At 68.8% G+C, this 24,695-nt stretch carries 26 protein-coding genes; 16 read left to right on the top strand and 10 right to left on the bottom strand.

Going from position 1 to position 24,695, the window contains the following annotated elements:
* Positions 1–18: 18 nt before the first annotated feature.
* The gene (locus tag HDA45_RS06600) at positions 19–819 is read right to left on the bottom strand and encodes a L,D-transpeptidase (RefSeq protein ID WP_184892850.1); all 801 of its coding nucleotides are present in this window, start codon (positions 817–819) and stop codon (positions 19–21) included.
* Positions 820–838: 19 nt separating this feature from the next.
* On the opposite strand from HDA45_RS06600, the gene HDA45_RS43200 reads away from it, so the two are divergent.
* Complete coding sequence (locus HDA45_RS43200) at positions 839–1,228, top strand: ATP-binding cassette domain-containing protein (protein ID WP_378317636.1); 390 nt, start codon at positions 839–841, stop codon at positions 1,226–1,228.
* Between the two features lie 4 nt (positions 1,229–1,232).
* Here HDA45_RS43200 and HDA45_RS06590 read toward each other — a convergent pair whose 3' ends face one another.
* The 4 genes from HDA45_RS06590 to HDA45_RS06575 are packed head-to-tail and all read right to left on the bottom strand — an operon-like array spanning position 1,233 to position 4,812.
* Entirely contained in the window at positions 1,233–2,555 is a 1,323-nt protein-coding gene (locus HDA45_RS06590; RefSeq protein WP_184892848.1) for an MFS transporter, read from the bottom strand.
* A gap of 33 nt (positions 2,556–2,588) precedes the next feature.
* The gene (locus tag HDA45_RS06585; RefSeq protein WP_184892846.1) at positions 2,589–3,716 is read right to left on the bottom strand and encodes a M20 family metallopeptidase; all 1,128 of its coding nucleotides are present in this window, start codon (positions 3,714–3,716) and stop codon (positions 2,589–2,591) included.
* Positions 3,713–4,393 carry a DUF1028 domain-containing protein gene (locus tag HDA45_RS06580; protein ID WP_184892844.1) on the bottom strand — a complete coding sequence of 227 codons (681 nt, stop codon included), beginning with the start codon at positions 4,391–4,393 and terminating at the stop codon, positions 3,713–3,715. The genes HDA45_RS06585 and HDA45_RS06580 overlap by 4 nt, the downstream gene beginning before the upstream one ends.
* Complete coding sequence (locus HDA45_RS06575; RefSeq protein ID WP_184892842.1) at positions 4,390–4,812, bottom strand: Rid family hydrolase; 423 nt, start codon at positions 4,810–4,812, stop codon at positions 4,390–4,392. Before HDA45_RS06575 ends, HDA45_RS06580 begins: the two co-directional genes overlap by 4 nt.
* A 222-nt stretch (positions 4,813–5,034) precedes the next feature.
* On the opposite strand from HDA45_RS06575, the gene HDA45_RS06570 reads away from it, so the two are divergent.
* Positions 5,035–6,300 (top strand): flavin-containing monooxygenase, encoded by a 1,266-nt coding sequence (locus HDA45_RS06570; RefSeq protein ID WP_246480632.1) that lies wholly within the window; start codon positions 5,035–5,037, stop codon positions 6,298–6,300.
* A 3-nt stretch (positions 6,301–6,303) separates the two neighbouring features.
* Here the strand turns inward: HDA45_RS06570 and HDA45_RS06565 are convergent, their stop codons facing one another.
* A complete protein-coding gene (locus HDA45_RS06565) occupies positions 6,304–7,215 on the bottom strand; it encodes a LysR substrate-binding domain-containing protein (protein WP_184892840.1) in 912 nt (303 codons plus the stop codon).
* Positions 7,216–7,231: 16 nt separating this feature from the next.
* Positions 7,232–7,993 (bottom strand): IclR family transcriptional regulator, encoded by a 762-nt coding sequence (locus HDA45_RS06560; RefSeq protein ID WP_184892838.1) that lies wholly within the window; start codon positions 7,991–7,993, stop codon positions 7,232–7,234.
* Between the two features lie 55 nt (positions 7,994–8,048).
* On the opposite strand from HDA45_RS06560, the gene HDA45_RS06555 reads away from it, so the two are divergent.
* From HDA45_RS06555 to HDA45_RS06520, 8 genes are all read left to right on the top strand, one after another.
* Complete coding sequence (locus tag HDA45_RS06555; RefSeq protein WP_184892836.1) at positions 8,049–9,029, top strand: 2-dehydro-3-deoxygalactonokinase; 981 nt, start codon at positions 8,049–8,051, stop codon at positions 9,027–9,029.
* Complete coding sequence (locus HDA45_RS06550) at positions 9,026–9,622, top strand: 2-dehydro-3-deoxy-6-phosphogalactonate aldolase (protein ID WP_184892834.1); 597 nt, start codon at positions 9,026–9,028, stop codon at positions 9,620–9,622. Before HDA45_RS06555 ends, HDA45_RS06550 begins: the two co-directional genes overlap by 4 nt.
* A gap of 10 nt (positions 9,623–9,632) precedes the next feature.
* Positions 9,633–10,781 carry a galactonate dehydratase gene (dgoD, locus tag HDA45_RS06545; RefSeq protein WP_184892832.1) on the top strand — a complete coding sequence of 383 codons (1,149 nt, stop codon included), beginning with the start codon at positions 9,633–9,635 and terminating at the stop codon, positions 10,779–10,781.
* Between the two features lie 5 nt (positions 10,782–10,786).
* Positions 10,787–12,088, top strand: coding sequence for an MFS transporter (locus HDA45_RS06540; protein WP_221471032.1), 1,302 nt, complete (start codon positions 10,787–10,789; stop codon positions 12,086–12,088).
* Positions 12,089–12,099: 11 nt separating this feature from the next.
* Positions 12,100–13,341 (top strand): sensor histidine kinase, encoded by a 1,242-nt coding sequence (locus tag HDA45_RS06535; protein ID WP_184892828.1) that lies wholly within the window; start codon positions 12,100–12,102, stop codon positions 13,339–13,341.
* Complete coding sequence (locus tag HDA45_RS06530) at positions 13,338–14,000, top strand: response regulator (RefSeq protein WP_184892826.1); 663 nt, start codon at positions 13,338–13,340, stop codon at positions 13,998–14,000. Before HDA45_RS06535 ends, HDA45_RS06530 begins: the two co-directional genes overlap by 4 nt.
* Before the next feature lie 102 nt (positions 14,001–14,102).
* A complete protein-coding gene (locus HDA45_RS06525; RefSeq protein WP_184892825.1) occupies positions 14,103–15,260 on the top strand; it encodes a glycosyltransferase 87 family protein in 1,158 nt (385 codons plus the stop codon).
* A 45-nt stretch (positions 15,261–15,305) separates the two neighbouring features.
* On the top strand, positions 15,306–16,988 hold the full coding sequence (locus HDA45_RS06520; protein WP_184892823.1) for a hypothetical protein: 1,683 nt from the start codon (positions 15,306–15,308) through the stop codon (positions 16,986–16,988).
* An 86-nt stretch (positions 16,989–17,074) separates the two neighbouring features.
* Here HDA45_RS06520 and HDA45_RS06515 read toward each other — a convergent pair whose 3' ends face one another.
* Both HDA45_RS06515 and HDA45_RS06510 read right to left on the bottom strand, forming a co-directional pair.
* Entirely contained in the window at positions 17,075–17,773 is a 699-nt protein-coding gene (locus HDA45_RS06515) for an ankyrin repeat domain-containing protein (RefSeq protein ID WP_221471031.1), read from the bottom strand.
* Positions 17,773–18,318 carry a GlcG/HbpS family heme-binding protein gene (locus tag HDA45_RS06510; RefSeq protein WP_184892821.1) on the bottom strand — a complete coding sequence of 182 codons (546 nt, stop codon included), beginning with the start codon at positions 18,316–18,318 and terminating at the stop codon, positions 17,773–17,775. The genes HDA45_RS06515 and HDA45_RS06510 overlap by 1 nt, the downstream gene beginning before the upstream one ends.
* A 185-nt stretch (positions 18,319–18,503) precedes the next feature.
* Between HDA45_RS06510 and HDA45_RS06505 the strand changes: the two genes are divergently transcribed.
* Together HDA45_RS06505 and HDA45_RS06500 are read left to right on the top strand one after the other, a co-directional pair.
* On the top strand, positions 18,504–19,673 hold the full coding sequence (locus HDA45_RS06505) for a sensor histidine kinase (protein WP_184892819.1): 1,170 nt from the start codon (positions 18,504–18,506) through the stop codon (positions 19,671–19,673).
* Complete coding sequence (locus HDA45_RS06500) at positions 19,670–20,296, top strand: response regulator (RefSeq protein WP_184892817.1); 627 nt, start codon at positions 19,670–19,672, stop codon at positions 20,294–20,296. Before HDA45_RS06505 ends, HDA45_RS06500 begins: the two co-directional genes overlap by 4 nt.
* A gap of 10 nt (positions 20,297–20,306) precedes the next feature.
* On the opposite strand, the gene HDA45_RS06495 is transcribed toward HDA45_RS06500, so the two are convergent.
* Positions 20,307–21,140 carry an SAM-dependent methyltransferase gene (locus HDA45_RS06495; protein ID WP_184892815.1) on the bottom strand — a complete coding sequence of 278 codons (834 nt, stop codon included), beginning with the start codon at positions 21,138–21,140 and terminating at the stop codon, positions 20,307–20,309.
* Between the two features lie 113 nt (positions 21,141–21,253).
* On the opposite strand from HDA45_RS06495, the gene HDA45_RS06490 reads away from it, so the two are divergent.
* From HDA45_RS06490 to HDA45_RS06475, 4 genes are all read left to right on the top strand, one after another.
* On the top strand, positions 21,254–21,772 hold the full coding sequence (locus tag HDA45_RS06490) for a hypothetical protein (protein ID WP_184892813.1): 519 nt from the start codon (positions 21,254–21,256) through the stop codon (positions 21,770–21,772).
* 88 nt (positions 21,773–21,860) lie between these two features.
* Positions 21,861–23,204, top strand: coding sequence for an NAD(P)/FAD-dependent oxidoreductase (locus HDA45_RS06485; RefSeq protein WP_184892811.1), 1,344 nt, complete (start codon positions 21,861–21,863; stop codon positions 23,202–23,204).
* Between the two features lie 23 nt (positions 23,205–23,227).
* Complete coding sequence (locus tag HDA45_RS06480) at positions 23,228–24,085, top strand: alpha/beta fold hydrolase (RefSeq protein ID WP_184892809.1); 858 nt, start codon at positions 23,228–23,230, stop codon at positions 24,083–24,085.
* Between the two features lie 40 nt (positions 24,086–24,125).
* The gene (locus HDA45_RS06475; RefSeq protein WP_184892808.1) at positions 24,126–24,695 is read left to right on the top strand and encodes a PadR family transcriptional regulator; all 570 of its coding nucleotides are present in this window, start codon (positions 24,126–24,128) and stop codon (positions 24,693–24,695) included.

Genomic DNA, 24,695 nt, shown 5'->3' with positions numbered 1-24,695 from the left:
TACCCTTTCGAGAATTGTTCAGACGATGTTGACAATGGCGCCCAGCGGAACCTTCACGAGCTCGTCGAGCGCCGCTTTCGGTACGCGAATACAGCCGTCGCTGTTCGCTTGACCCTGGTAACTGTCATTCGGCCAGGTGTGGATGCCGACCGTGCCCGGCCCGCCGCCGAACGTCTCGTGCGATTCCGAATGCGCGCTCAGCGGCAGGACGATCGGGCTGTACTCGTTGACGGTCTCCTCGATGGAGGCCAGCAGGAAGGCCCGGCCCTTGGGCGTCGGGTACTCCGGTTTCCCGGTGCCGATCGTCCACTTGCCCAGCCGCTCGCCGGAACGCGTGAGCTCGAGCGAGAAGGCCGCGCGATCGACGTTGACGGTGTAGTCGTTCTGGGCGATCTCGACCCGCGCCGGATCGAGATGCACCCAGCCCGCGGACGCGTTGGGCCTGGCCGGGAGCAGGATCTCCGCCCATTGGCCCTGTTCGGCGATCACCGGGACCCAGGTCGGGGAACCGACCTGGGTCGACGGGAGCTTGGCGACGGCCTTGCCGCCGACGCTCTGGTAGACGACGAGGTCGTCCTTGGGGTGCACGACCTTGCCGGTGGCCGCGGCACCGGAGTCCTTGGCCGCGTCGGCGAGCGTGCCGAACGTGGTGGCCTCGGGCAGCAGGGTCAGATCCTCCTGGCCGACCGCGGCCGGAGCCGGGGTCGCCGGATCGCCGCCGCAGCCCGCGGCCAGCAGGACGATCAGCGCGGCGAAACCGCGGATTCGTGCCCGGTTGCGCTTTCGCGCCCGGGGAAAGGAGACATCACAGCTTTCCATACATCCCAATCCCTGAACGGTGAGAATTGACCAGCAGGCAAAGAAAGTGTGGCCTGATCAGGCGACGCGACGAGAGCGTAGCGCCATCCGAATACGCGGTGAACTCGGGCCGCGTAAAGATTCTCGACACCGTATTTTTGTAATGCGTGGACGAAAGCGCGCAGAAGAAATTCGCACGCGCGGGAGCTTCCCCCGGCGGTGGGCGACCCGTTCGGAGCAGACCGGCCGCGACGCCGGTGAGCGGCAACGTGTGCTGGTGGCGCGGGCGCTCGCGCAGAGGACGCCGGTCCTGCTTCTGGACGAGCCGACCTACTGCGATCGCCTGGTACTGCTCCGGAACGGACGGGTGCTCGCGGCGGGACCGCCCGAGGAGGTGCTGGAGCCGGAGCGTGTCGCCGCGGCCACGTGATGGTTCAGTCTTCCTTCTGTGACAAGGACTCTCCAGCCGTCTCCCGCATCGTGAAAGCCGCGACGAGGCCGACCGCGGCGGCGACCATGAGGTACGGGCCGGGGACGAGGGTGCTGCCGGTCGTGGAGATCAAGACGGTCATCAGGTAGGGCACGGTGCCGGCGAACAGGGCGGCGGTGAGGTTGTAGGCGATCGACAGTCCGCCCTGGCGGGTGCGGGTCGGGAAGATCTCCGCGGACCACACCGCGTAGGTGCCGAGGATCGCGGCCAGCACGACACCGAGCGTGAGCCCGCCGATCCACGTTCCCGTGAGTCCCGTGCGCATCACGAGATACGCCGGTGTCGCGAGGACGAAGAGCGCGAAGCCCGCGCCGAGCAGAACCGGCCTTCGCCCGACCCGATCGGAGAGCCGCCCGAAGGCGGGTACGAGGACCAGGGCGAGCAGCGAGATCACGGTGGACAGCAAGGCGGCGCCGCCCGCGGAATGGCCGAGGTAGTCGGTCTCGTAGGTGACCAGATAGGTGAGCACCGCGTAGAACGGCACGTGCATCATGGTCATCAGGCCCGCGGCCTGGAGCAGTTGCTTCTTGTTGTCGCGGAACAGTTCCCGCACCGGGCTGCGGGGAACCTCACCGGTCGCCTCCAGCGCGCGGTACTCCGGGGTGTCCTCGATCTTGGTGCGGATGACGAAGCCGATGATCCCGAGCGGCGCCGCGAGCAGGAACGGGATCCGCCAGCCCCAGGACGCCAGCTGGTCCGCCGAGAGGCCGAGCGACAACAACAGGAACACGAACGATCCGGCGAGGAATCCCAGCAGGGAACCGACTTCGAGCCAGCTGACACCGAAACCGCGGCGGTGGCGCGGTGCGTATTCGGCGAGGAAGCTCGCCGCGCTCCCGAATTCGCCGCCCGCCGCGAACCCTTGCAGCAGCCGCAGGAAGACCAGCAACAGGGGAGCGGCGATCCCGATCGTCGAGTACCCGAGCAAGAGGCCGATGACCAGGGTGGCACCGGACATCACGAAGATGACGATGGACAGCGTGCGTTTGCGGCCGATCCGATCCCCGAGCGGTCCGAACACCAGCGCCCCGATCGGCCGGATCCCGAAGGAGACCGCGAAAACGCCGAAGACGGCGAGCAGACCGGCGGTGGCGTCGCCCGCGGGGAAGAACACCGACGCGATCGTGCTCGCGAGGTAGGCGTAGGCGGCCCAGTCGAACCAGTGCACGAACACCCCGACGGCCCCGGCGGCGATGCTGCGGCGCAGCATCGCGGGGTCGGTCGTGGTGGTGACGAACTCGTCGGGGGGAGAGTCCTGCGTGGTCATGATGCCTCCTTGAACCATGTCGCGCGAAGACGGTCAGGCGGGTGCCCGGTCCACACCGGTCCAAGCCAGTGCGATCGCGCCGTCCAGCAGCGCGCGTTCGGCGTCGCCGCCGACGCAGTGCGCGGCGAACTCGCGCTGGTGGTTGATCGCGGGCAGGGAGCCGATACCGATGTAGGGGTGGATGGCGGGCACGACCTGCGAGACGTTGCCCATGTCGGTCGACGCGCGGTTCATCCGGGACGCCGTTCCGTCCGGCGCGAACTCGCGGCCGAGTTCCAGGGCGTTGGCACGGTAGGCCGCCAACGCGGTCTCGTCGGCGCGGAACTCGGCGTAGGGCCTGCTTTCCGGCTCGACGCTCAGTTCGCAACCGGTGGCGAGCGCGCCGGCTTCGAACGCGCGCAGCACGCGCGGTTCCAGTTCTGCCAGCTCCGCGAGCGTCCCGGCGCGTACGTACCAGCGCCCGGTCGCGTGCTCGGGGATCGCGTTCGGGGCGTCACCGGCGTGCGTCACGACGCCGTGCACGCGGGCCGAAGACGGAAGATGTTGCCGCAGCAGGCCGATCGCGACCTGGGCGACGGTGAAAGCGTCGGCCGCGTTGACCCCGGCCTCCGGATACGCGGCGGCGTGCGCCGATCGGCCGCGGTAGGAGATCTTCGAGTGACTGACGGCGAACGGCCGCGCCTCGGCGACATCGACGGGCGCGGGGTGGACCATCATCGCCAAGTCGACATCGGTGAACGCGCCGCGGTCGAGCAGTTCGATCTTCCCGCCGCCGCCCTCCTCGGCCGGGGTCCCGTAGACCTCGACGGTCAGCCCCGCGTCGTCGGCGATCGCGGCCAGGCCGAGCGCGGCGCCGATCGAACTCGCCGCGATGAGGTTGTGGCCGCAGGCGTGGCCGAGACCGGGCAGCGCGTCGTATTCGGCGCACAACGCGATCCGGGTGGGGCCGCCGCCGAAGCTCGCGTGGAACGCGGTGTCGAGGCCGAGGTAGCCCGAGGTGACGGCGAAACCGGCGTTGTCGAGCAGTTCCGGCACCATCGCGGCGGCACGATGCTCTTCCCAAGCGGTCTCGGGGTCGGCGTGCAACCGTCGCGACAACCGGATCAGCGCATCGGCGTGGCGATCGATCTCGGTGCGGGCCGCGCTCTTCGGCGTCGTCATCCCTCGTCTCCCGGTACGCCGTAGGACGGCGCCGCACCGGGGTCGAGCGCGCGGGTCACGTAGTCGTCGCGTTGCGGGAGCCACACGTCGAGCAGCCCGGCCAGCCGGTCGATCGGGTCTTCGGCCCAGTCCACGCGCAGATCGGTGATCCGCCAGTCCACATCGGACACCACGACCACGCCGGCGGACCGGACGGGACCTTCTTCGCCGCCCGCCGCGAGGCCTGCCCTCAACGCGGTGACGAGTCGCTGCTCCAGCTCACCGGTCGACGCGAGAAACACGTCCACAATGGACTGTGGGACCTGCTCGTCCGCCAGCATGTTCCCCGCCGCCACGACGCCGTCGGCTGTCGCCGACGCGTGGTTTCCGAGCGTTTTGGCGCCACTGAAGGCGAAGCCAGGTCCGGTCGGGCCGAGCACGGTCAGTTGCCGGAACTCGACGCCGGACGCCGCGGCGACCACCTCGGACAGCGCCCGCTCGGGATCGCCGTGCTCGGCCAGCCTGTCGAGCAGGCGCCCGCCGAGCCGAGGGTCCGTGACGTTCTGCGAAGCGGCCGCTCCGACGCCGGGCAGCAGATGCGCGACGCGGGCGGCGACGGCGGGACTGGACGAACTGGCCGCGACACCGAACCGCACGGTGCCGCCGGAGACCTCACGGCCCACGATCGAAAAGGTCACTTGCCCTCCTCCGGGATCACCGCGACGGCGTCGATCTCGCACAGCCATTCCGGCCGCGCGAGCGCGGACACCACCACACCGGTCGAAATCGGGTGCACACCCTTGGTCCAGCGGCCGACGACGCGATAGACGTCCTCGCGGTAGCGCGGGTCGATCAGGTAGATCGTGAGCTTGACCAGATGCTCCATCCGGCTGCCCGCTTCTTCGAGCAGCTGCGCGATGTTGGCCATCGCCCGCTCGGCCTGCGCGGCCGCGTCACCGATCCCGACGGACTCGCTGGTGTCGAGGTCCTGACCGATCTGGCCGCGGACGTAAACCGTGCCGTTGGCGACGACGGCCTGGCAGAGGTCGTTGTCGAGGTTCTGCTCGGGATAGGTGTCGCGCGTGTTGAACGGGCGGATGCGGCGATGGACGGTCACTGCTCGGCCTTCCCTGGAAGAGGGGCGGCCCGCCGGACGCGGGCCTCGTCGCCACAGCGTGCCGCCGGGTCGGTGTTCTGTACAGAAGATCTTTCAGGATCAAGGCATCGATAATTCAGATGCACGAGGGAGTGGGCTGGATCTGTGAATCAGATCTTGAAGGGCGGAAACATCTGTTGGACAAAGGCAACGCCGCGCCGCCACGATCGGCGGGGAAACGTGATGACGAACCTGGAGGTCTGGATGCCGAGCCAAGAGGTGGAGGCTCTCGTGGTGGGCGGGGGCCAGGCCGGTCTGGCGATGAGCGAGCACCTGAGTGGCCACGGGGTGTCGCACCTCGTCATGGAGCGCGACCGGATCGCGGAGCGCTGGCGTTCGGAGCGGTGGGACTCGCTGGTCGCGAACGGCCCCGCTTGGCACGATCGCTTCCCCGGCTTGGAATTCGACGGTCTCGCCCCGGACGACTTCCCCACGAAGGACCGGGTCGCCGAGTATTTCGAGGCCTACGCGGAAAAGATCGCCGCACCGATCCGGACCGGGGTCGAGGTGACGTCGGTCCGCAAGCATGAAGGACGCCCGGGATTCCAGGTGGAGACTTCGGACGGGACCTTCGACACGCGGTACGTCATCGCGGCGACCGGGCCGTTCCAGCGGCCGGTGATGCCGTCGATCGTGCCCGAGGACGCCGGGATCCGGCAGCTCCACTCGAGCGGCTACCGCAATCCCGGGCAGTTGCCCGAAGGAGCGGTGCTGGTGGTCGGGGCCGGGTCTTCGGGGGTGCAGATCGCCGAAGAACTCCACCGGTCGGGCCGTCGCGTGTACCTCTCCGTCGGCCCTCACGGGCGGCCGCCGCGCAGGTATCGCGGACGCGACTTCTGCTGGTGGCTCGGCGTCCTCGGCAAGTGGGACGCCGACATCCCGCCGCAAGGGTCGGAGCACGTCACCATCGCGGTCAGCGGAGCGCGCGGCGGGCGGACGGTCGATTTCCGGGCCCTCGCCGGGATGGGGATCGAGCTCGTGGGCCTGACTTCTTCCTACGACGAAGGCGTTCTCCGCTTCGCGCCGGATCTCGCGGCCAACCTCGCCAGGGGAGACGCGGGCTATCTCGCGACTCTCGACGAAGCCGACGCCTACGTCGTGCGCAACGGACTGGACCTGCCGGAGGAGCCGGAGGCGCGCGTGCTGGGGCCGGATCCGGACCGTGCCACCGATCCGATCCTCGAACTCGACCTCGCCGCCGCCGGGGTCCGGTCGATCGTCTGGGCCACCGGCTTCACCGCCGACTACGGCTGGCTGCGGGTCGACGCGTTCGACGAGGACGGCAAGCCGGATCACCGTCGAGGCGTGTCCTCCGAGCCCGGGGTGTACTTCCTGGGACTGCCTTGGCAGGCACGGCGCGGCTCGAGCTTCATCTGGGGCGTGTGGCACGACGCCAAACTCGTGGCCGACCACATCGCGACCCATCGCGCCTACCTGCGGTATCGGTGATCGTCAGCGGGTGTAGTGGGTGCGGCACAGTTCCCGGAACTCCTGCGCCCGCCGGGTGAGCCTGGCCCCGCGCATCGAGGCGACGACGATCTCCAGCGCCGGAACGTCGTCGGTGAGCGTGAGCGGGACGGCTTTCGCACCCGAGTACGTGGTGTCTTCCGGCGGGCGCTGGTTGAGGAGGGCGAAGCCGTGCCCGGACGCGACGAGCGAGCGGACGGTCTCGTAACCGGTGCTGCGATGCCGGATCCGCGGTTCCACCCCGGCGTCGCGCAGGATCGTCAGCAGGTACTCACGGCTGTTCGGGAGGTCGAGCAGCACCATGGGCTCCTCGGCCAGCTCCTGGAGCGACACCTTGCGGCCCTTCCCGCGGGCGAGCCGGTGATCTTGGGGGACCAGGGCGTACGGCGCCGCGCTGCCCACGACTTCGTGATCGATGTCGTCGCCGAGGTCGTAGCCGTAGAGGAGGGCGAGTTCGGTACCGCCTGAGCGAAGGGCCGTCTTCAGCGCGTCATGCTCGCCTTCACGCAAGGACACGTGCACCCGCGGGTGCCGGGCTTCGAACTCCGCGAGCAGGCTGGGCAACCGAAATGGCGCGAGGGTGGCGAAGCAGCCGACAGTCAGCGTCCCCACCAGTTCGGTGCCGGACTGTCGTGCCGTCTCGACCAGTTCGGCGCCGTGGGCCAGGAAATCGAGCACCCTTTTGTAGAACGCCTCGCCCGCCGTGGTCAGGCTGAGCCCCCGGGCGTGGTGGCGCAGGAGGAACTGCACGCCCATTTCCTTCTCCAGCTGCGCGATCGCTGTCGACACGGCCGACTGCGAGACCACCAGCTCCTTCGACGCGGCGGTCATGCTCAGATGCCGGGCCGCCGCCTCGAAATAGCGCAGCTGCACGAGGGTGAAGGAGGGTTCGCTCATGGAGGCATCCTGCCTTTCAGTGATCGCGGAAGCCGAGGCCGGCGGAAACCTGTTGTGCCGCACGGCCGACGACGCGGTTCAGGCCGCGCATCCTGGCGGTGGGCATGTACGGCCGCGTCGCCGAAACGCTGATGGCTCCGGCGATCGCGCCGGTGGCGTCCCGGATGGGCGCCGCGACACAACGGATCCCGGGTTCGTTGTCTTCCAGATCCATCGCCACCCCCGCCTCCGCGTACTCGCGCATCCGCGCCAAAAACGCGTCGACGTCCTCCGGATGGACCTGACCGGGTTCCACGGGCGCCTCGGCCTGGTACAGCTCCCGCCATTCCGGCGCGGAGTCCAGGAGCAGCGCCATGCCGACACCGGTGCGCGTCAAGGGCATCCGGTGCCCGATCCGGGAGCGCATCTCCGCGCCCCGCGAACCCGGCAGCTTGTCCAGGTACAGCACCGAGTCCCCGTCGCGGACGGCCAGGTGCACCGTGTCGCGCAGCTGATCGGCCAGTTCCTCCAGCACCGGCCGGGCGACCACCGGCAACGGACTGCCGTGCAAGGCCTGGAAACCCAGCTCGATCAGCGTGGGACCGAGCGTGTAGCCGTCCCGTCCGCTGCGCAGGTAGCCCTCGCTCACCAGCAGCTGGACCAGCCGATGCGCGGTACTGCGGCCCAGCCCGGTGCGCTCGACCAGGGTGCGGAGATCGGTCGCGCCGCCGGCGACGGCGCGGATCACCGCGAGCCCGCGGGCGAGGGTCTGGGTGCCGGGCGGCGCCGTGTCGGACATAGCGCGATCCTACATATAGGGACGGTGTTCGCATTATCGGGAACGTGCCCGCACGATGTCGCTCGTGACGGACACTGGACCCGCCTTGATCGCGCTCGACTGGGGAACCTCCGGTCAGCGCGCCTGGCTGCTCGGCAAGGGCGGCGAGATCCTGGACGCCCGCAGCGCCGAGCGAGGACTGCTCAGCACGACCGAGGACGTGGACCTGCGGGACCCACGGGCGAGGGCGGCCGCCTATGAAGCGGCCTTCCGGAAGACCTGCGGAGACTGGCTCGCCGCGTTCCCCGCGGTCCCGGCCATCGCCTCCGGCATGGTGGGCAGCGCGCAGGGATGGACCGACTCCGGCTACCGCACCGTCCCGGCGAGCCTGGACTTCACCTCGCTCGTCCCCGTGCCGCATCGCGACGGTGTGCTCCACCTCGTGCCCGGACTGCGCGTCCCGTCCGGCGAAAGTCCGGGCGACGTGCTCCGCGGCGAGGAAACGCAGCTGGTCGGCGTACTCGAGGCACTCGGCGACCCTCGCGAGCCGGTCACGGTCGTGCTCCCGGGCACGCACAGCAAATGGGTCCGCGTCGAGGACGGATTCGTCACGGACTTCGCCACCGCGATGACCGGCGAGCTGTACGGATTGCTGACCGCGCACGGAATCCTCTCCAGGACGGCCGCCGACCCGGTCCGCGACGAAGCCGCGTTCCTGCGCGGTCTCGCCGCCGGAAAGCGTTCGCGAGGGCTCGCCACCGAGGCGTTCGGCGCTCGCCCGCTCGTGCTCGACGGCGTGCTGGCGCCCGCTTCGCTGCCCGACTACCTCTCGGGCGTGCTCATCGCCGACGAGGTCTCTCACCTGCTGCGCGATTCGGACACCCGCGTGGTGCTGTGCGGCGCCGGCGAACTGTGCCGCCGCTACGCCCTCGCCCTGGCAGACAGGGGAGTCGAGGCCACCGTGCTGTCCGAAGAAATCACCACCCGGGGGTTGTGGCGCCTCGCGACGGCCGCCGGCCTGCTCGAAGACCGTCTCGAAAGGACACTGAAGCCGTGACCGGTTTGATCGCGATCCTGCGCGGAGTGACCCCGGCCGAGGTCGTCGGCGTCGGGCGGGCACTCGTCGACGCGGGATTCCCCGCCATCGAGGTGCCGCTGAACTCGCCGGAGCCCTTCGAGAGCGTCCGTTTGCTCGCCGACGCGTTCGGTGACTGGTGCCTGATCGGCGCGGGCACGGTGCTCACCACCGGCGACGTCGGACGGGCGCGGGAAGCCGGGGCGCGGATGATCGTGGCGCCCAACAGCGATCCCGCGGTGATCTCCGCCGCCGTGGCCGAGGGGATGACGCCGTACCCCGGCGTGGCGACGCCCACCGAAGCCTTCTCCGCGCTGGCCGCGGGCGCCCGGCACCTGAAGCTCTTCCCCTCCGGCTCCGTCGGGATCGAGGGGATGAAGGCGTGGCGCGCGGTGCTGCCACGCGAGGTCGAACTGCTGCCTGTCGGCGGGGTCGACGAAACGAATCTGGCGGCCTGGGCCGCCGCCGGAGCGGCCGGGGCGGGGCTGGGTTCCTGCCTCTACCGGCCGGGCGACAGCGCGGACGCGGTCGCCGTCCGGGCTCGTGAACTCTCCAAGATCTGGCACCAGGATTAAGGAAGAAAACATGAAGATCGTGTCAATGACGACATATCAGGTGCCGCCGCGCTGGTCGTTCCTGAAGATCGAAACCGACGAGGGCATCACCGGATGGGGTGAGCCGGTCTTGGAGGGCCGGGCATCCTCGGTGGCAGCCACCGTCGAAGAGCTTTCCGACTACCTGATCGGCAAGGATCCCTCGCGGATCGAAGATCTGTGGACGGTCCTCTACCGCGGCGGGTTCTACCGGGGTGGCGGGATCCACATGAGCGCGCTGGCCGGGATAGACCAGGCGCTGTGGGACATCAAGGGCAAGACGCTCGGCGTGCCGGTGCACGAACTGCTCGGCGGCCGGGTGCGTGACCGGATCAAGGTGTACTCGTGGATCGGCGGCGATCGTCCCGCCGAAACCGCCCGCGCCGCGCGGGAGGTGGTGGATCGCGGGTTCAGCGCTGTCAAGATGAACGGGACCGAGGAACTGTCCTATCTGGACACTTGGGACAAGGTCGATCGCTGCGTGGCCAACGTGGCCGCCGTGCGCGAGGCCGTCGGTCCGAACGTCGGCATCGGCGTGGACTTCCACGGCCGCGTGCACAAACCGATGGCCAAGGTCCTGCTGCGCGAACTGGAGCCGTACCGGCTGATGTTCGTCGAGGAACCCGTGCTGTCCGAGCACGTCGACGGCTTCGCGGAGGTCCTTCGCAACTCGCCGATCCCGATCGCGCTCGGCGAGCGGCTGTTCTCGAGGTGGGATTTCAAGGCGGTGCTGGCCTCCGGCGCCGTCGACATCATCCAGCCGGACCCGTCGCACTGCGGCGGCATCACCGAAGCGCGCAAGATCGCGCACATGGCCGAGGCGTACGACGTCGGCCTCGCCTTGCACTGTCCACTGGGGCCGATCGCGCTGGCGGCCTGCCTGCAGATCGACGCGGGCTGCTACAACGCGACGATCCAGGAGCAGAGCCTCGGCATCCACTACAACACGAGCAACGATCTCCTCGACTACGTCACCGACCCGTCGGTGTTCGCCTACGAAGACGGACAGGTCACCATCCCCGACGGGCCGGGGCTCGGCATCGAGATCAACGAGGAATACGTCGCCGAACGCGCGGCCGAAGGACATCGCTGGCGGAATCCGGTGTGGCGGCACACCGACGGCTCGTTCGCGGAATGGTGAGCACGATGACGCGTCCCTCCCGGTATCGGGTGCTCATCGCGGTGATGCTGTTCATCACCGTCGTCATCAACTACCTGGACCGCTCGAACCTGTCGATCGCGATGCCCGCGATCGCCGGCGAACTCGACCTGTCCAAAGTGGAACAAGGCCTGCTCCTGTCGGCTTTCGGCTGGACCTACGCCGCGCTGCAGCTTCCCGGCGGCTGGCTGGTCGACAAGATCCCGCCGCGGCTGCTCTACCCGGCCTGCCTGATCATGTGGTCACTCGCGACCTTCTTCATGGGTGTCATCGGGGGTTTCGTGGCGCTGATCGCGCTGCGGCTCATGGTCGGTGTCTTCGAGGCGCCCGCCTATCCGATCAACAGCAAGATCGCGACCGTCTGGTTCCCGGAACGCGAACGCGCCACCGCGATCGGCTTCTACACCTCAGGCCAGTTCATCGGCCTCGCCCTGCTGACCCCCGTACTGTCCTGGATGCAGGCGATCCTGTCCTGGCACTGGGTGTTCATCGCCACCGGACTGGTCGGCATCCTCTGGGCCGCGCTCTGGTACGCGAAGTACCGCGAGCCGCGAGATTCGCGGGCCAACGAGGCCGAGATCGAGCTGATCCGCTCGGGCGGCGGCCTGGTGGATCTGGCTGATGAGCGGCCGGAGCGGGCGCGGATCACGCGAGCGGATCTGGCGGCCGTGCTGGGCAGCCGGAAACTGTGGGGTATCTACTTCGGCCAGTTCTGCCTGACCTCGACGCTCTGGTTCTTCCTCACCTGGTTCCCGACGTACCTCGTCGAATACCGGGACATGGACTACATCAAGTCCGGTTTCCTGGCGTCTTTGCCGTTCATCGCGGCTCTGGTCGGTGTGCTGGCTTCCGGTGTCCTGTCGGACTTCCTGGTCCGGCGCGGCGCTTCGCTCAGCGTGGCGCGCAAGGGCCCGATCATCGCGGGCCTGGTGCTGAGCACGGTGATGGTCGGGGCCGGTTTCACCGACTCGACCGCGCTGGTCATCGTCATCCTGTCCGTCGCCTTCTTCGGCAACGGCCTCGCGTCGATCACCTGGTCGCTGGTCTCCGCGCTGGCGCCGCGACGGCTGCTGGGACTGACCGGCGGGATGTTCAACTTCATCGGGAACCTGTCGTCGATCGCCACCCCCATCGTCATCGGCCTGATCGTCACCGATGACAGCTTCGCGCCCGGCTTCGCCTACATGACCGTGATCACGATCGCCGGGATCCTTTCCTACGTCTTCCTCGTCGGCAAGGTCGAGCGCGTCGACGATTCGATTACGCAGGGTGTGTCGCCCCGAGGGTAGGGTGACGCTTGATGATCGACCGACAGCGCCCGCGGGCGTGGTGGGATGCCCTGCGCCACACGGCATTCACCGGAACCGGCACCCCGCCGAAGCGCTCGGCGGGGTTGCGCCGGCTGCGCGCTCTCGCGATCGTCGCATGGGGACTGTGGGCGGCTTTCGTCACGTTCTCGACCGTTTCGGTGCCGCCGCCCGCGAAGACGTTCAACGTGATCATCACGGTGCTGCCCTGTCTGCTCGCGGTGCGCTCGCCGCTGTGGGGATGGCGCACGCTGATCGTCGCCGTCGTGAGCACCCCGCTGACGTTGCCCGGCATGGCCGCCTCCTGGGGCTGGCCGTGGGCGCCGGGACTCGCGCTGACGGCGGCGCTCCTCTTCTACCTCGTGGGAGAGGGCAACGATCAGGCGGAACTGACCTGGGCGGCGCTCATCTCGTTCGGTGCCGCGGTGCCTTTTCTCCGCGATTGGCGTGACGCGGCACTGCTCGTGCTGCTGGGCGGGATGGCGTTCTTCCTCGGCAACACCGTGCGTCAGCGCAGGCTCGCCGAAGAAGCTCGCGCGGCACAGCAGGAAAGGCGGCTCGCGGAGGAGACACGGGCGGCCCTGCTGGAGGAACGCGCGGGCATCGCGCGGGAACTCCACGACGTGGTCGCGCACCACATGTCCGTGCTCGCGTTGCGCGCGGACTCGGCGCGGTTCCGGTTCGCCGATCAGGACAAACCCGATCGCGAAGCCGAGATCTGGCGGGAATTCGCCGACCTGGCCGGGACCGCGCGCGAAGGTTTGACCGAACTGCGCAGGCTGCTCGGCGTGCTCCGGTCCGAGGATCGCGCTCTCCTGGTCGCCCCGCAGCCGGGGCTGGCCAAGGTGGTCGAGCTCGTCGAAGGGGTCGAGGCCGCCGGTACTTCGTGCGAGCTCGCCCTGAGCGGAGACCTCGACGCCGTTCCGGTGGGAGTCTCCTTGTCGATGTTCCGGATCGTGCAGGAAGCGCTCAGCAACGCGATCCAGCACGCACCCGGCGCGTCGATCTCCGTCGAACTCACGGCGGGGCCGGGTTCCGTCCGCTTGCTCATCGCGAACGGCCCCGGACAGGACCCGAAACAGGCCGAACGGGCAGGCAGCGGACACGGTTTGGTGGGGATGCGGGAGCGGGCCGCTATGCTCGCGGCGGATCTCGAGGTGGGGGAGAGACCGGACGGTGGTTTCCTGGTCGCCCTGACCGTTCCGCTCGATCGCGAAGGGCAGCCGAAACCGTGATCTCGGTGGTCATCGCCGACGACCAGACCATGGTCAGGCAGAGTTTCCGCGCGGTGCTCGACGCGCAGGCCGACATGCGGGTGGTCGGCGAGGCCGCGGACGGGACGGCCGCCGTCGCGTTGTGCGCCGAACTCGAACCGGACGTCGTGCTGATGGACGTGCGCATGCCCGAGCTAGACGGGCTCGAGGCGACCCGGCGGATCGTCGCGGGGCGGGAAGAGGTCCGCGTCCTGATCCTCACCACCTTCGACATCGACGAGTACGTGTTCGGCGGACTGCGGGCGGGCGCCAGCGGGTTCCTGCTGAAGGACTCCCCGCTGGAGGATCTGGTCACCGCGGTCCGGGTGGTCGCCTCGGGCAACGCGCTCTTCGCTCCGACGATCACCAGACGCCTGATCGGCGAGTTCACCCGCACCCACGCGTCGGCGCACGCGGGCCACTCGCTCGTGGCCGAGTTGACGGCACGCGAGACCGAAGTGCTCCGCCTGATCGCGCGCGGCCTCTCCAACACGGAGATTGCCGAAGCGCTGGTGATCGCGGAACAGACGGCGAAATCCCATGTCAGCAGGGTTTTCGCCAAGCTCGGCGTGCGAGATCGAGCGCAAGCGGTCATGGTCGCCTACGAGGCAGGGCTCGTCGTGCCGGGAAGTACGCCCTGATACCGGGGTAGGGGTTCGCGCGGGATCGGGTACCGGGGTAGCGGCGCCAAGACTGGTCCCCGGGGCGATGTTTCGCGAGGAGGTTCCGGAGATCGTTGCCGGATGGATCGGTCGAGGGGGCTGCGCGCCGACACGGCGCTGATCGTCGTCGGCGTCGCGGCGGCGGTGCTCGCCGTGGTCGCGCTCATCCGGTGGATCTCGGATACGCCGCTCGGCGTCGATTCGTCGGTCTACCGAGCCGGCGGTTTCGCCGTGGTGCAAGGGGAAAGTCTCTATTCGCCGTTGCGCGCGCTCCCCGAATGGGCGCCGGAACTGCCGTTCACCTATCCGCCGTTCGCCGCGCTGCTCTTCACCTCGCTGACCGCGCTACCGGCCCAGTTGTGCTGGGGTCTGCTCGCACTGGCCGCCGCCCCGTCGCTTTACTGGGCGCTTCGGCCGTTCGCCGACCGGGCGCACCTCCCGCTCCTGCTTCTCGGCGCCTTCGCGCTGCAGCCGGTGTGGCAGACCATCGGTCTCGGCCAGGTCAATCTCGTCCTGATGGCCGCCGTCGTGGTGGATGTACTCCTCCTGCGCGGTTCGCGCACTTGCGGAATCGCGATCGGGATCGTCGCGGCGGTCAAGCTGATCCCGCTGATCTTCATCGCCCATCTCCTGCTCACCAGGCGGATCGCGGACGCGGCACGCGCGCTCGCGACCTTCCTCGGCGCGACGGCGTTCGCGATGGTCGTCCTGCCAAAGGACTCCGTGCGCTACTGGACCTCGGCGATCTTCAACGACCACTTCGCCGAAATGAAAGGCTGGGTGGGGAACCAGTCGTGGCAAGGATTCGCCGCCAGGACGCTACCGGGAGGATGGATGGCCACGGCGCTCAGCGCGGTGTGCGCGGTGCTGGCGATGTGGCTCGTGCACCGGCTCCACCGCGCGGGCGACGACCGCGCCGCCTTGCTCGTCACGGCGGGATGTTCCCTGCTCATCAGCCCGATCTCTTGGACACACCACTGGGTGTGGGTGGTGCCCGCACTCGGCTACCTCGCCGCCAGGGGACAGCGCGGGATGGCGCTGGTGGTCGCCGCCCTGTTCACCGGATGGACGGTCGCCGTGGTCCCCGGCGGTGGCGGCGCCGAACGCGACTGGACTTTCGCGGAGGCCCTCATCGGCAACGCGTACCTGGGCGTTCTCGTGGTCGCGGGGGTCTTGTTGGCCGGCCGGATGCTCGTCAGAACGGCGTATGCGCGATCGAGTGGCTGTATGGCAGATTGAGACATCGAGTGATCGAGCAATCGTCGTAGGGATCGAGAATCATCCGTGGGTGATCAAGGACGTGGCGCCGTCGACCGTCTGACGCGGACGCCTCCTTATCGCCTGCTGCTCGTGGTGCGCAACGGAGCGACGCTGGATCGGCTGCTCAGTCTCCTGCAGGTGCTTCGTGGGGACGTGCCGGAAATCCGCTTCACCATCGAGCCCGGGTCGGTGTTCGATCACGGGCTGTCCCGGCACGTCGAGAGTCGCGGTTACCAGGTTCTGACTTGGCAGGAAGCGACCGCGTCCAGCTTCGACGTGATCCTGGCGGCTCAGGCGTCGTGGCAACTGGCCGGACTTCGAGGCTACCTCGTCGTTTGTCCTCATGGCGCCGGGTACAACAGGTTGGTGCCCGGCTCCACCGGCTGCGACACCGTGGCGACCGGCCTGGTACGCAGCCAGTTGATGCACGACGGTGAAGTGATCCCCGACCTCATCTACGTGTCCCACGCGGAGCAGATCGGCAGGCTGCGCGAAAGCGTGCCGGAGGCGGCGGAACGCGCGGTGGTGCTGGGGGATCCGGTCTTCGATCGGATCGCGGATTCCGAGGTCCTGCGGAGCCGTTTCCGGCGGAAGCTGGGCGTGGCCGAGGGCCAGAAGCTCGTGGTGGTGAGCTCGACCTGGGGACGACATGGGACCCTGGGCACCCGCGAAGACCTGATTCCGAAGCTGCTCGCCCAGCTTCCTGTCCACGAATACCGACTACTGGTCATTCTCCATCCGAATGTGTGGGCGGGTCACTCGGCGGGTGAGGTCAAACTCTATCTGCAGGATTACTGCGACAGCGGGTTGCTTTACATCCCCCCGAACACGCCATGGGAAGCGGGCGTGATCGCCGGGGACATCCTGCTCGGTGATCACGGATCCGTGACCTACTACGGAGCCGCGCTCGGGCGACCGTACCTGCTGGTCGCCGACGGCAGGGCGGAACTCGACCCGGTCTCTCCGCCCGCGCTGCTCAGCGGCGAGAGTGACTACCTCGACCTCGAGCAGGACCTCCTGCCGCAGATCGAGCGCAACCTGGATCCTCCCGAGCCCGCCGAGGTGACCGCGGTGGCCGGCGCGATGTTCCAAGAACGGGACCGCTCCTGGGAGATCCTGCGCAACGGCATCCTACGGGCCGCGGGGAGGCCTGTCCCGGAAAGGGCGCCTCGCACCATCCCGGTCGACGATCCCGAGGCACCCCCTGGCCGTCGGCTCACGGCGTGGATGGTGCTGGCGGAGGTCACCGATCCCGGAAGCGGCCCGATGGTCGCCGTCAGGTGTTTTCCTCGGATCGCCGTCGAGCGCGTCGTCGATTTCCCCGAAGACTATTTGATGGTCGCGGCGGAGGCCGAGCCTGATCGGCTTTTTCGAGAGAACAGCGAAATCATCGTGCACGTGGATCCGGTCGACCCGCCGATCGGGGAAGAATGGACCAAAAGTATCTTCGCGCGTTACCCCGGTGTCGGGCTTGTGGGATACGCCTTCCCGGAAGGCAGCGAACTGCGGTGGCGCGATGGGGCGACCGTTCGTGTCGATCATCCCGACGTGGTGCTGGCCGCCGCCGTCGTCCATTGCTGGCGGGCCAACGGGTACCCGGTCGACGTGACGGCCTCCGTCGAAGTTGATCTGGGGGGCACGTGGGAGAAGCTCACGATGACGCCGCTTGATCACGCCACTCCGCGCCTTCGTCAACCGGAGTCGTGAACTCGAGGCGATCTCGGATCACGTTCGCTCGAGTATCGAGGACAGAGCGGCGGTTGTCGATCTGAGCGGGATGGCAATAGTCGAGGTCAGTGCGCGCCTGCTTCCCTGAGGATCTGGGCGACTGTCGTCTGGCCCTTGGCCCGGGCGTGGGTGAGGGGAGTGGCACCGTCCTTGTCGGCGAGGTTCACGTCCGCGCCGGCGGCGGCGAGTGCTCGGACCACTTCCTGGTGGCGGGGTCCGCCGTCGCCGAGGATGACCGCTTCCAGCAACGCGGTCCAGCCCAGATCGTTCACGTGGTCGACGTTGATCCCGCTGTTCGCCACCAGCCGGACGTACTCGACGTGCCCCCGTTCGGAGGCGGGGATCAACGAGACGCCGCCGAACCGGTTGGTGATGGTCAGATCCGACTTGATCTTCAGCAGCACTTTCGCCATCGCGACGCTTCCGGTGACCCCGGTGACCAGCCACGGCGTGTCATGTCGCCCGTCGAGCGCGTTCGGGTCGGCGCCCGCTCCGGCGAGGATTTCGGCGATCTCGACGCGGTCTTCGGTGACGGCGACGAGCAGCGGGGTCCGGCCGTGATCGTCGCGGGTCTCCAGGTCGGCGCCTGCCTCGACGGCTTGCCTGACGAGGTTCGCGTCGGCTTGGAAGAGCTGGTCCACGGGGACTCCTTGGTGGTGCGGCTGGGACGCGACGGGTGAGGGCGGAGCGCTCGGTGCCTGCGCGGAGCAGGCACCGAGCACAAGGGCGGCGAGCAGTGCCACGACCGCCCGCTCACCGATCATCAGCGAAGTTCCCCGATGGCGCGCAGGCCCGCGGTGGCGAACCGTTCGTCGAGGTCGCCGCTGGGCGCGCCGCCGACCCCGATCCCGGCGATCGGGCCGCCGTTGGCGGCGACCGGCACACCGCCGGCGAGGAAGAGGGTGCCGGGGATGTCGCGGATGGTCGGGCCGTCGCCCTGGGCGTTCTTGGTCAGCGCGGACGTCGGCTGCCCGAAGGAGGCCGCGGTGAAGGCCTTGCGCTTGGCGGACTCCTCGGTCTGCGGTCCGGCACCGTCGCCCTTGAGCAGGACACGCACGGCGCCCGAGCGGTCCAGCACGGCCACGGTGACCCGCTGCCCCTCCTTCTCCGCGGCGTCCAGCGCGGCCTGCGCGGCACGGGTGGCGGCGTCGATACCGAGCACGCTGGTCTGCACGACGGTTGGCTGGGCGGGCGGCTGCGGCCTCCGGTCCTGTGCCTGCGCCGCGCCCAGACCGGTGGCGAGTGCGACTGTCGCGAGACCGGCCGTCATACCGAGGACGAGGCGGGTGCGGGGGAGCTTGGCGTTCATCGGATTTCCTTTGGGGTGGAGGGGTGTTCGTTCTCCTACGACTCTGGTGCTCGGCGGGCGGCGGCGAATCGGGAATGTGGAGGGTGATCGGACGCCGTCCGGTCGGTGCGGGCATCAACCGAACGATTGATGTGGCGAGACCCCCCTTCCTGCCTACGATCATCTGCGAGGAAGGGAGGACCAGGATGAAGTCGCATATCGGTGCGGCCACCCGGCTGAACGCCGCCATGCACACGGGGTTCTTCCTGCTGTTGGCCGCGTCGGTCGCGCGGTTCGTCGCGGGGCACGGGTTGAGCGGGGCCACGCCGCTGATCCTGGTGCTCACCGGCACGCTCGCGCTCGTCTACGTGGCGGGAGTGCTGAGCTGGTCCGTGCTCGGCCGATTGCGCCCGGTCTGGCTGGCCGTCGTGATCGCCGTCTGGCTCGCGTTGGTGGTGGCGGCGCCGAGCTTCGCCTGGTGTGCCGTGCCGTTGTTCTTCGTCTGTTTGCAGGTGCTGCGTTCGCGGACCGTGGTCGTGGTGGTCGTCGTGCTGACCGTCGCGACGATCCTCGCCCAGCTGCGGATCGCGAGCGAGTTCGACCCGAGCATCGTGCTCGCGCCGATCGCCGTCGCGCTGATGGCCACGATGACGTTCCTGCAACTCGATCGCGACCGGGTGAAACTGGCCGACCTCGTCAAGGATCTGCTCCGCGCCAGGGTCGAGCTCGCGCAGAGCCAGCGCCTGGCCGGGATGGTGCAGGAACGGGAGCGGCTGGCGCGAGAGATCCACGACGCCCTCGCACAGGGGCTGTCGAGTATGCGGATGTTGCTGCAAGCGGCGCAGAGAACCTGGGACACGGACCCGGAATTGGCCAAAGGACACGTCTCCCGCGCGGTCGACGCGGCGGGTGACAACCTCGCCGAGGCACGCCGGTTCGTCGCGGGCTTGGGTTCACCGCGGCTCGACAGCGCCGATCTGGCGGCTTCCTTGGAAGACCTGGTCGGGCAGGTCCGTTTCGCCGTCATGCACGTGGTGCGCTTCGAGACCAGCGGGACCCCGTATCCGTTGTCGCCGGCGGTGGAGGCGGGTCTGCTGCGGATCGCCCAGAGCGCGCTGGCGAACGTGAGTGATCACGCCGGCGCGACCGAAGCCGCGGTCACGCTGACCTATCTGACCGACAAGGTCGTCCTGGACATCCGCGACAACGGAGTCGGCTTCGAACCGGCCTCGGCGCGCGCGAGCGGCGACCGAGGGCACGGGCTGCGGATGATCGGTGAGCGACTCGCGGAACTCGGTGGTGAGATGGTCGTCGAAAGCGCGCCGGGAGAGGGCACCGCGCTCGCGGCCACCGTGCCCGTCAGGGGGGCTCCATGACCGTCCGGGTACTGATCGTCGACGACCATCCGGTGGTCCGGGCGGGGATCGCGGCGTTGCTCGCCGGGGAACCCGACATCGAGGTGATCGGCGAATGCACCGGCGCAGACGAAGCCGTCCGGGCCACCGCGGACCGGAAGCCGGATGTCGTGCTGATGGACCTGCAGCTCGGCGAGGGCCCCGACGGGGTGAACGCCACCGAGCGCCTGACCGCGCTACCGGACGCGCCGAAGGTGCTGGTGCTCACCACTTACGACGCCGAACTGGACATCACCAGGGCGGTGGCGGCCGGAGCCACCGGGTACCTGCTCAAAGCGGGACCGCCCGAGGACCTCTTCCGCGGTATCCACGCCGCCGCGCGCGGCGAGACCGTGCTGGCGCCCTCGGTCGCCGCCCGGCTCTTCGGGCATATGCGCGCACCGGCGCCCGCGCTGAGCCCTCGTGAGACAGAGATCGTGCGCTTACTCGCGGAAGGCCTGATGAACAGGCAGATCGCCGCGCGTCTGTTCATTTCCGAAGCCACGGTGAAAACACATTTGGTCCACATCTACGACAAACTCGGCGTCGACAGCCGTGCCGGTGCGGTGGCCGTCGCCACGGAACGGAGGATCATCCGAAACTGAGCACGTCCGCTCAGGGCTTGCGTCCGACGGCGGCGACGATGCAGTTTCCCGCCGCCGGCATCGGTTCCGTGCGGGGACCGGTGGGCCACCAGCGGTCGTTGACCACGATGCCGGGCTCCATGAGTTCGAGGCCGTCGAGCATCTCCTCGATCTCGCTTCGGGTGCGGAAGAAGCCTCGGCTGATGCTCTGGTTCAGGATCGACTGCACGCGGTGGGCGATGGGGCTGTTCTCGTCCTCCGGGTCGAAGAAATGCGAGAAGACCACGTAGGACCCGGAAGGGATCGCGTCGATGTAGGTCTGCAGCACCTGTGCCGGCGGCATTCCTTCGGCGGCGCTGTGGTGGTGCAGCGTGGCCACGTGCATCAGGGCCAGCGGGCGGTCGAAGTCGAGGGTGGCGGTGACGACGTCGTTCTTCAGGACCTCGTCGGGTTCGAAGATGTTGGCGCCGATGAGACGGGTCCCGTCGTTCTCCTCGAGCAGCGCGCGGCCGTGCGCGAGCACCACGGGGTCGTTGTCGACGTACACGACCTGCGCGTCAGGGTTGATCCGTTGCGCCACCTGGTGGGTGTTTTCCGCCGTGGGCAGACCGGAACCGCAGTCGAGGAACTGGTCGATCCCGGCCTTGCCCGCCAGGAAGCGGACAGCGCGGGTCAGGAAGGCGCGGTTGCTGACCGCGATGATGTTGACCTCGGGTACGGCCTGGTTCAGTTGCGCGAGCAGTTGCCTGTCGACCTCGTAGTTGTCCTTGCCGCCGAGGGCCGCGTCGTAGGCGCGCGCCACGCTGGGCACGGTCGTGTCGATCCTGTTCGAAGGAAGGTCGACATCCTTGCTGTCCTGGCCCACGGCAAACCCCACTGGTAATCAGACGATCACGCAACGTCGGGTCAAGGCTATCAGCGGGCCCTGCGGGGACAATTCAGGTCGTGCCCGAACGATGAGCCCCCAAGGCTGTCCGCATGACAGGGGACGAGCAGGTACCGAAGAAGCGTTCGACGTGGAAAGACGATGTGGCGATCGGCTTTCTGCTGGGCGCCGTTCTGGTGACACCGGCGGCGGTGGCCGTTTCCGCCTCGATCGGAGACTGGCTGTGGACCATTCTGGCGATCCCCGGCACGGTGGCCGTCGCCATGGTCATCGGCGGACTGGTCAGGACCCGCGCGGCCGCCGCACTCGGCTCGATCGGCCGAAAAACCGGCGTCGCGAGTACTTTCGCCGTGCTCGGAATGATCCTCGGGGCCGCGGCCGGGGTGGCGCTGATCTGGTTCGGGATCTCCTTCAACATCGACGCGGACATCTGCGATCCGGCGCAGAACACTTGCGTCGCCGTGGTGAACGGGGTTGCTCGCGGGGAGTCCACCGAATCGGTCGGCGGCCAGCGGTTCAAGACGTTCCTCTTGTCGCTGGTCGCCATTCTCCCCGGTGCGGTCCTGCTGGTCTTCGTCGCGCGTGCGGCGCTGGCACGCGTCCGCGGTTGACGGGCCATACTCTACAAGTTATATATGAATGATGTCATACGTTGGTCAGGGTCGAGCAGTGGTACTCGGTGCGGGCATCGCCGGTCTCGTGACCGCTCGGGTCCTGTCCGACCACTACGACGAAGTGGTCGTGGTGGAGCGCGACGAGCTCCCGGACCGGCCGGCGCACCGACGCTTCGTTCCCCAGTCGTGGCACGCGCACGGCCTGCTGGGGTCCGGTCGCCGGGTGCTGGTCAGCCTGTTCCCCGGCCTGTCCGCGGAGTTGGACGAGGCCGGCGCGCTCACCCCGGGATCCGGCGATCCCGCGATGGGGGATCGATCGATCTTCCTGGTCCGCGGTGGGACGACCATCCGGATCCCCGCCTGGTGGAGCGGCGGTTTCGGTGCCAGCCGGATCCTGCTCGAGCACGCGATCCGGACGCGGGTGCGGGCTTTGCCGAACGTCGTGATCCGAGAGCGGACACTCGCCGAGGGGCTGCTGACCGATCGGACCCGCCGCCGGGTCACCGGGGTCCGGACCCGCGGCGAAGACCTGGGCGCCGACCTGGTCGTCGACGCCTCCGGCCGCGGCTCCCGGCTGCCGGAGTGGCTGGAACGGATCGGCTACGGACCTCCGCCGGTCTCGATCGTCCATTCCGACGTCCGATACGTCAGCGTGGTCACCGAACCCGATCCGTCCTTCGATCCCGAATGGCTGATCATCCTCGGTGGCGGAACGGAATCCCGTTCGCCTGTCGGCGGTGTGGTGCTTCGCGTCGAGCACGGCGGGCTGCACATCTCGTTCGGCTCGATCGGCCGGAGCGCGCCGGTGCCCACGGAACTATCGGAACTGCGCGACTTCGCCGATCGGCGGACCGCGCCGGTGGTGGCCGAGGCGCTCCGCAGGTCGACACCGATCGGTCCCGTCCGCACCTTTCGCGTCCGCGGTAACACGCGGCGCCATTACGACCGGACGCGCGAGATGCCGGCGGGGGTCATCGCGCTCGGCGACGCCGTCTGCGCGGCGAATCCGATCTACGGTCAGGGAATGAGCGTGGCGGCCCTCTCGTCGGCCGCACTCGGCCGGGTGCTCACCGCCGAGGGCGGCGCACCACGGCCGGGGTTCGAGCGCCGCGCCGCACGCGCCATGGCCGCGACTTCCGCCGAGGCCTGGCGCCTTGCCGTCGGAGAAGATCTCCGCCACGGATGTCTCACCGAGGGCGTCCGGTCGCCCTGGACCGCCCGGTTCGGTGAGGGGTATCGCACTCGGCTGGAGCGGGCGGCGGCGCTGGATCCCGAAGTGGCGGCGGCGTTCAACGAGGTGCTCAATCTCCACCGGCCGGTGTCGTCGCTCGGCTCCCCGCGTATCGCCCGGCGGGTGCTGCGGCCGTTGCGGGACCGCGACCCCGGCACCTTGTCCGCCACCGTCGCTGCGGTTCTCGGAGTCGCCTGAACCCGCCCGAACGAGGAGCTCCCATGTTCCAGCCGCAGTTCGTGGACGTCGACGACGTCTTGCTCCACGTCGAGACCGATGGTCCCGAGACCGGTCCGGCGGCCCTGTTCCTCCACGGCTGGCCGGACCTCTGGTTCACTTTCGAGCCGCAGATGACCGCGCTCGCCGAGCGGGGGTACCGGGTGATCGCGCCGGATCAGCGCGGCTACGGCCTGTCGTCCAAACCCGCCACGGTCGCCGACTACCGGATGCCCAGGCTGGTCAAGGACATCGTGCTCCTCATCGAACGCCAGAAGGCGGCGCCGGTGCATCTGGTCGGGCACGACTGGGGCGGGGCGGTGGCCTGGATGGTGGCGATCGAACGGCCCGATCTGGTCCGGTCGCTGACCATCGTCAACTGCCCGCATCCGCAGGTGTTCGCGCACGCGCTGACCCACCGGCCCACCCAGCTGATGCGGAGCTGGTACATGCTGGCGTTCCAGATCCCGGGCCTCGCCGAGACGATCCTCGGTGCCCGTGGCGGCGCGGTTCTCGCGGCGTTGCTCGAACACGGCGCCGGCCTGAGCGACGCCGACGTGGATCGGCACCGCGCGGTCTGGCGCCATCCGGGCACGATCCACCGGCCCTTGTTCTGGTATCGCGCGCTTTTCCGGACGATGAGGACTCCCGAAGCCGATCTGACGGTCCGCGTGCCGACCCAGATCATCTGGGGACGCAGGGACGGCGCGCTCGGCCGCCTTCTCGCCGAACCCAGTGCCGCCCGGTGCGAGGAGTCCGAACTGCACTGGCTCGAAACGCGCCATTGGCCGCATCGCGAAGAACCCCGGCGTGTCACCGAGTTGCTCGAAGCCTGGTTCGCCCGGCACGCGGACCGGGCCTGATCCGGTTGATACTCTTCCGGTCGCCGCCGGAAGGAACCCGATGCTCAAATTCGCCCTGCTGGGGTTCCTGCTCCGGCAGCCCATGACGGGCTACGACCTCGCCACCGCGATCCGCACCAGCATCAATTTCGTGTGGCCCGCCCAGCTCAGCCAGATCTACCGGACACTGAGCCAGCTCGAGGACAGCGGCCTGGCGGTGTCCGAAGTGGAACCACAGCAGGGCAGGCCCGATCGCCGGGTCTATTCGGCGACCGACGCCGGACGGCGGGCTTTCGAGAGCTGGCTCGGCGAACTGGTCACCGAACGGGATCCGATCCGGGTTCCGTTCCTGGTCCGGTTCTTCTTCTCCGGATCCCGTCCGACGGAGGACACGGTGACCCAGCTCAGGGTGATGCGGGACCTCCACGTCAAGGATCGCGACAGGCTCGCCGACGAGTTGCCCCGGCAGATCGCCGCGGCGGCCGCCCTGCCCGACGGCACCGAACTCGATCCCCTGATCTGGGACTCGGTGCGCCGTGCCGGCGAGATGATGGCGCAGACCTGGATCGACTGGATCGACGAGACCATCGAGCGGTTGCAGGGCGCGGACGAGCGCCCCCCGCAGGCGTGA

This window comes from Amycolatopsis umgeniensis (assembly GCF_014205155.1).
GTDB lineage: Bacteria > Actinomycetota > Actinomycetes > Mycobacteriales > Pseudonocardiaceae > Amycolatopsis > Amycolatopsis umgeniensis.
Note: the sequence above shows the minus strand (reverse complement) of the source record. Positions and strands in the feature narration are given on the sequence as shown.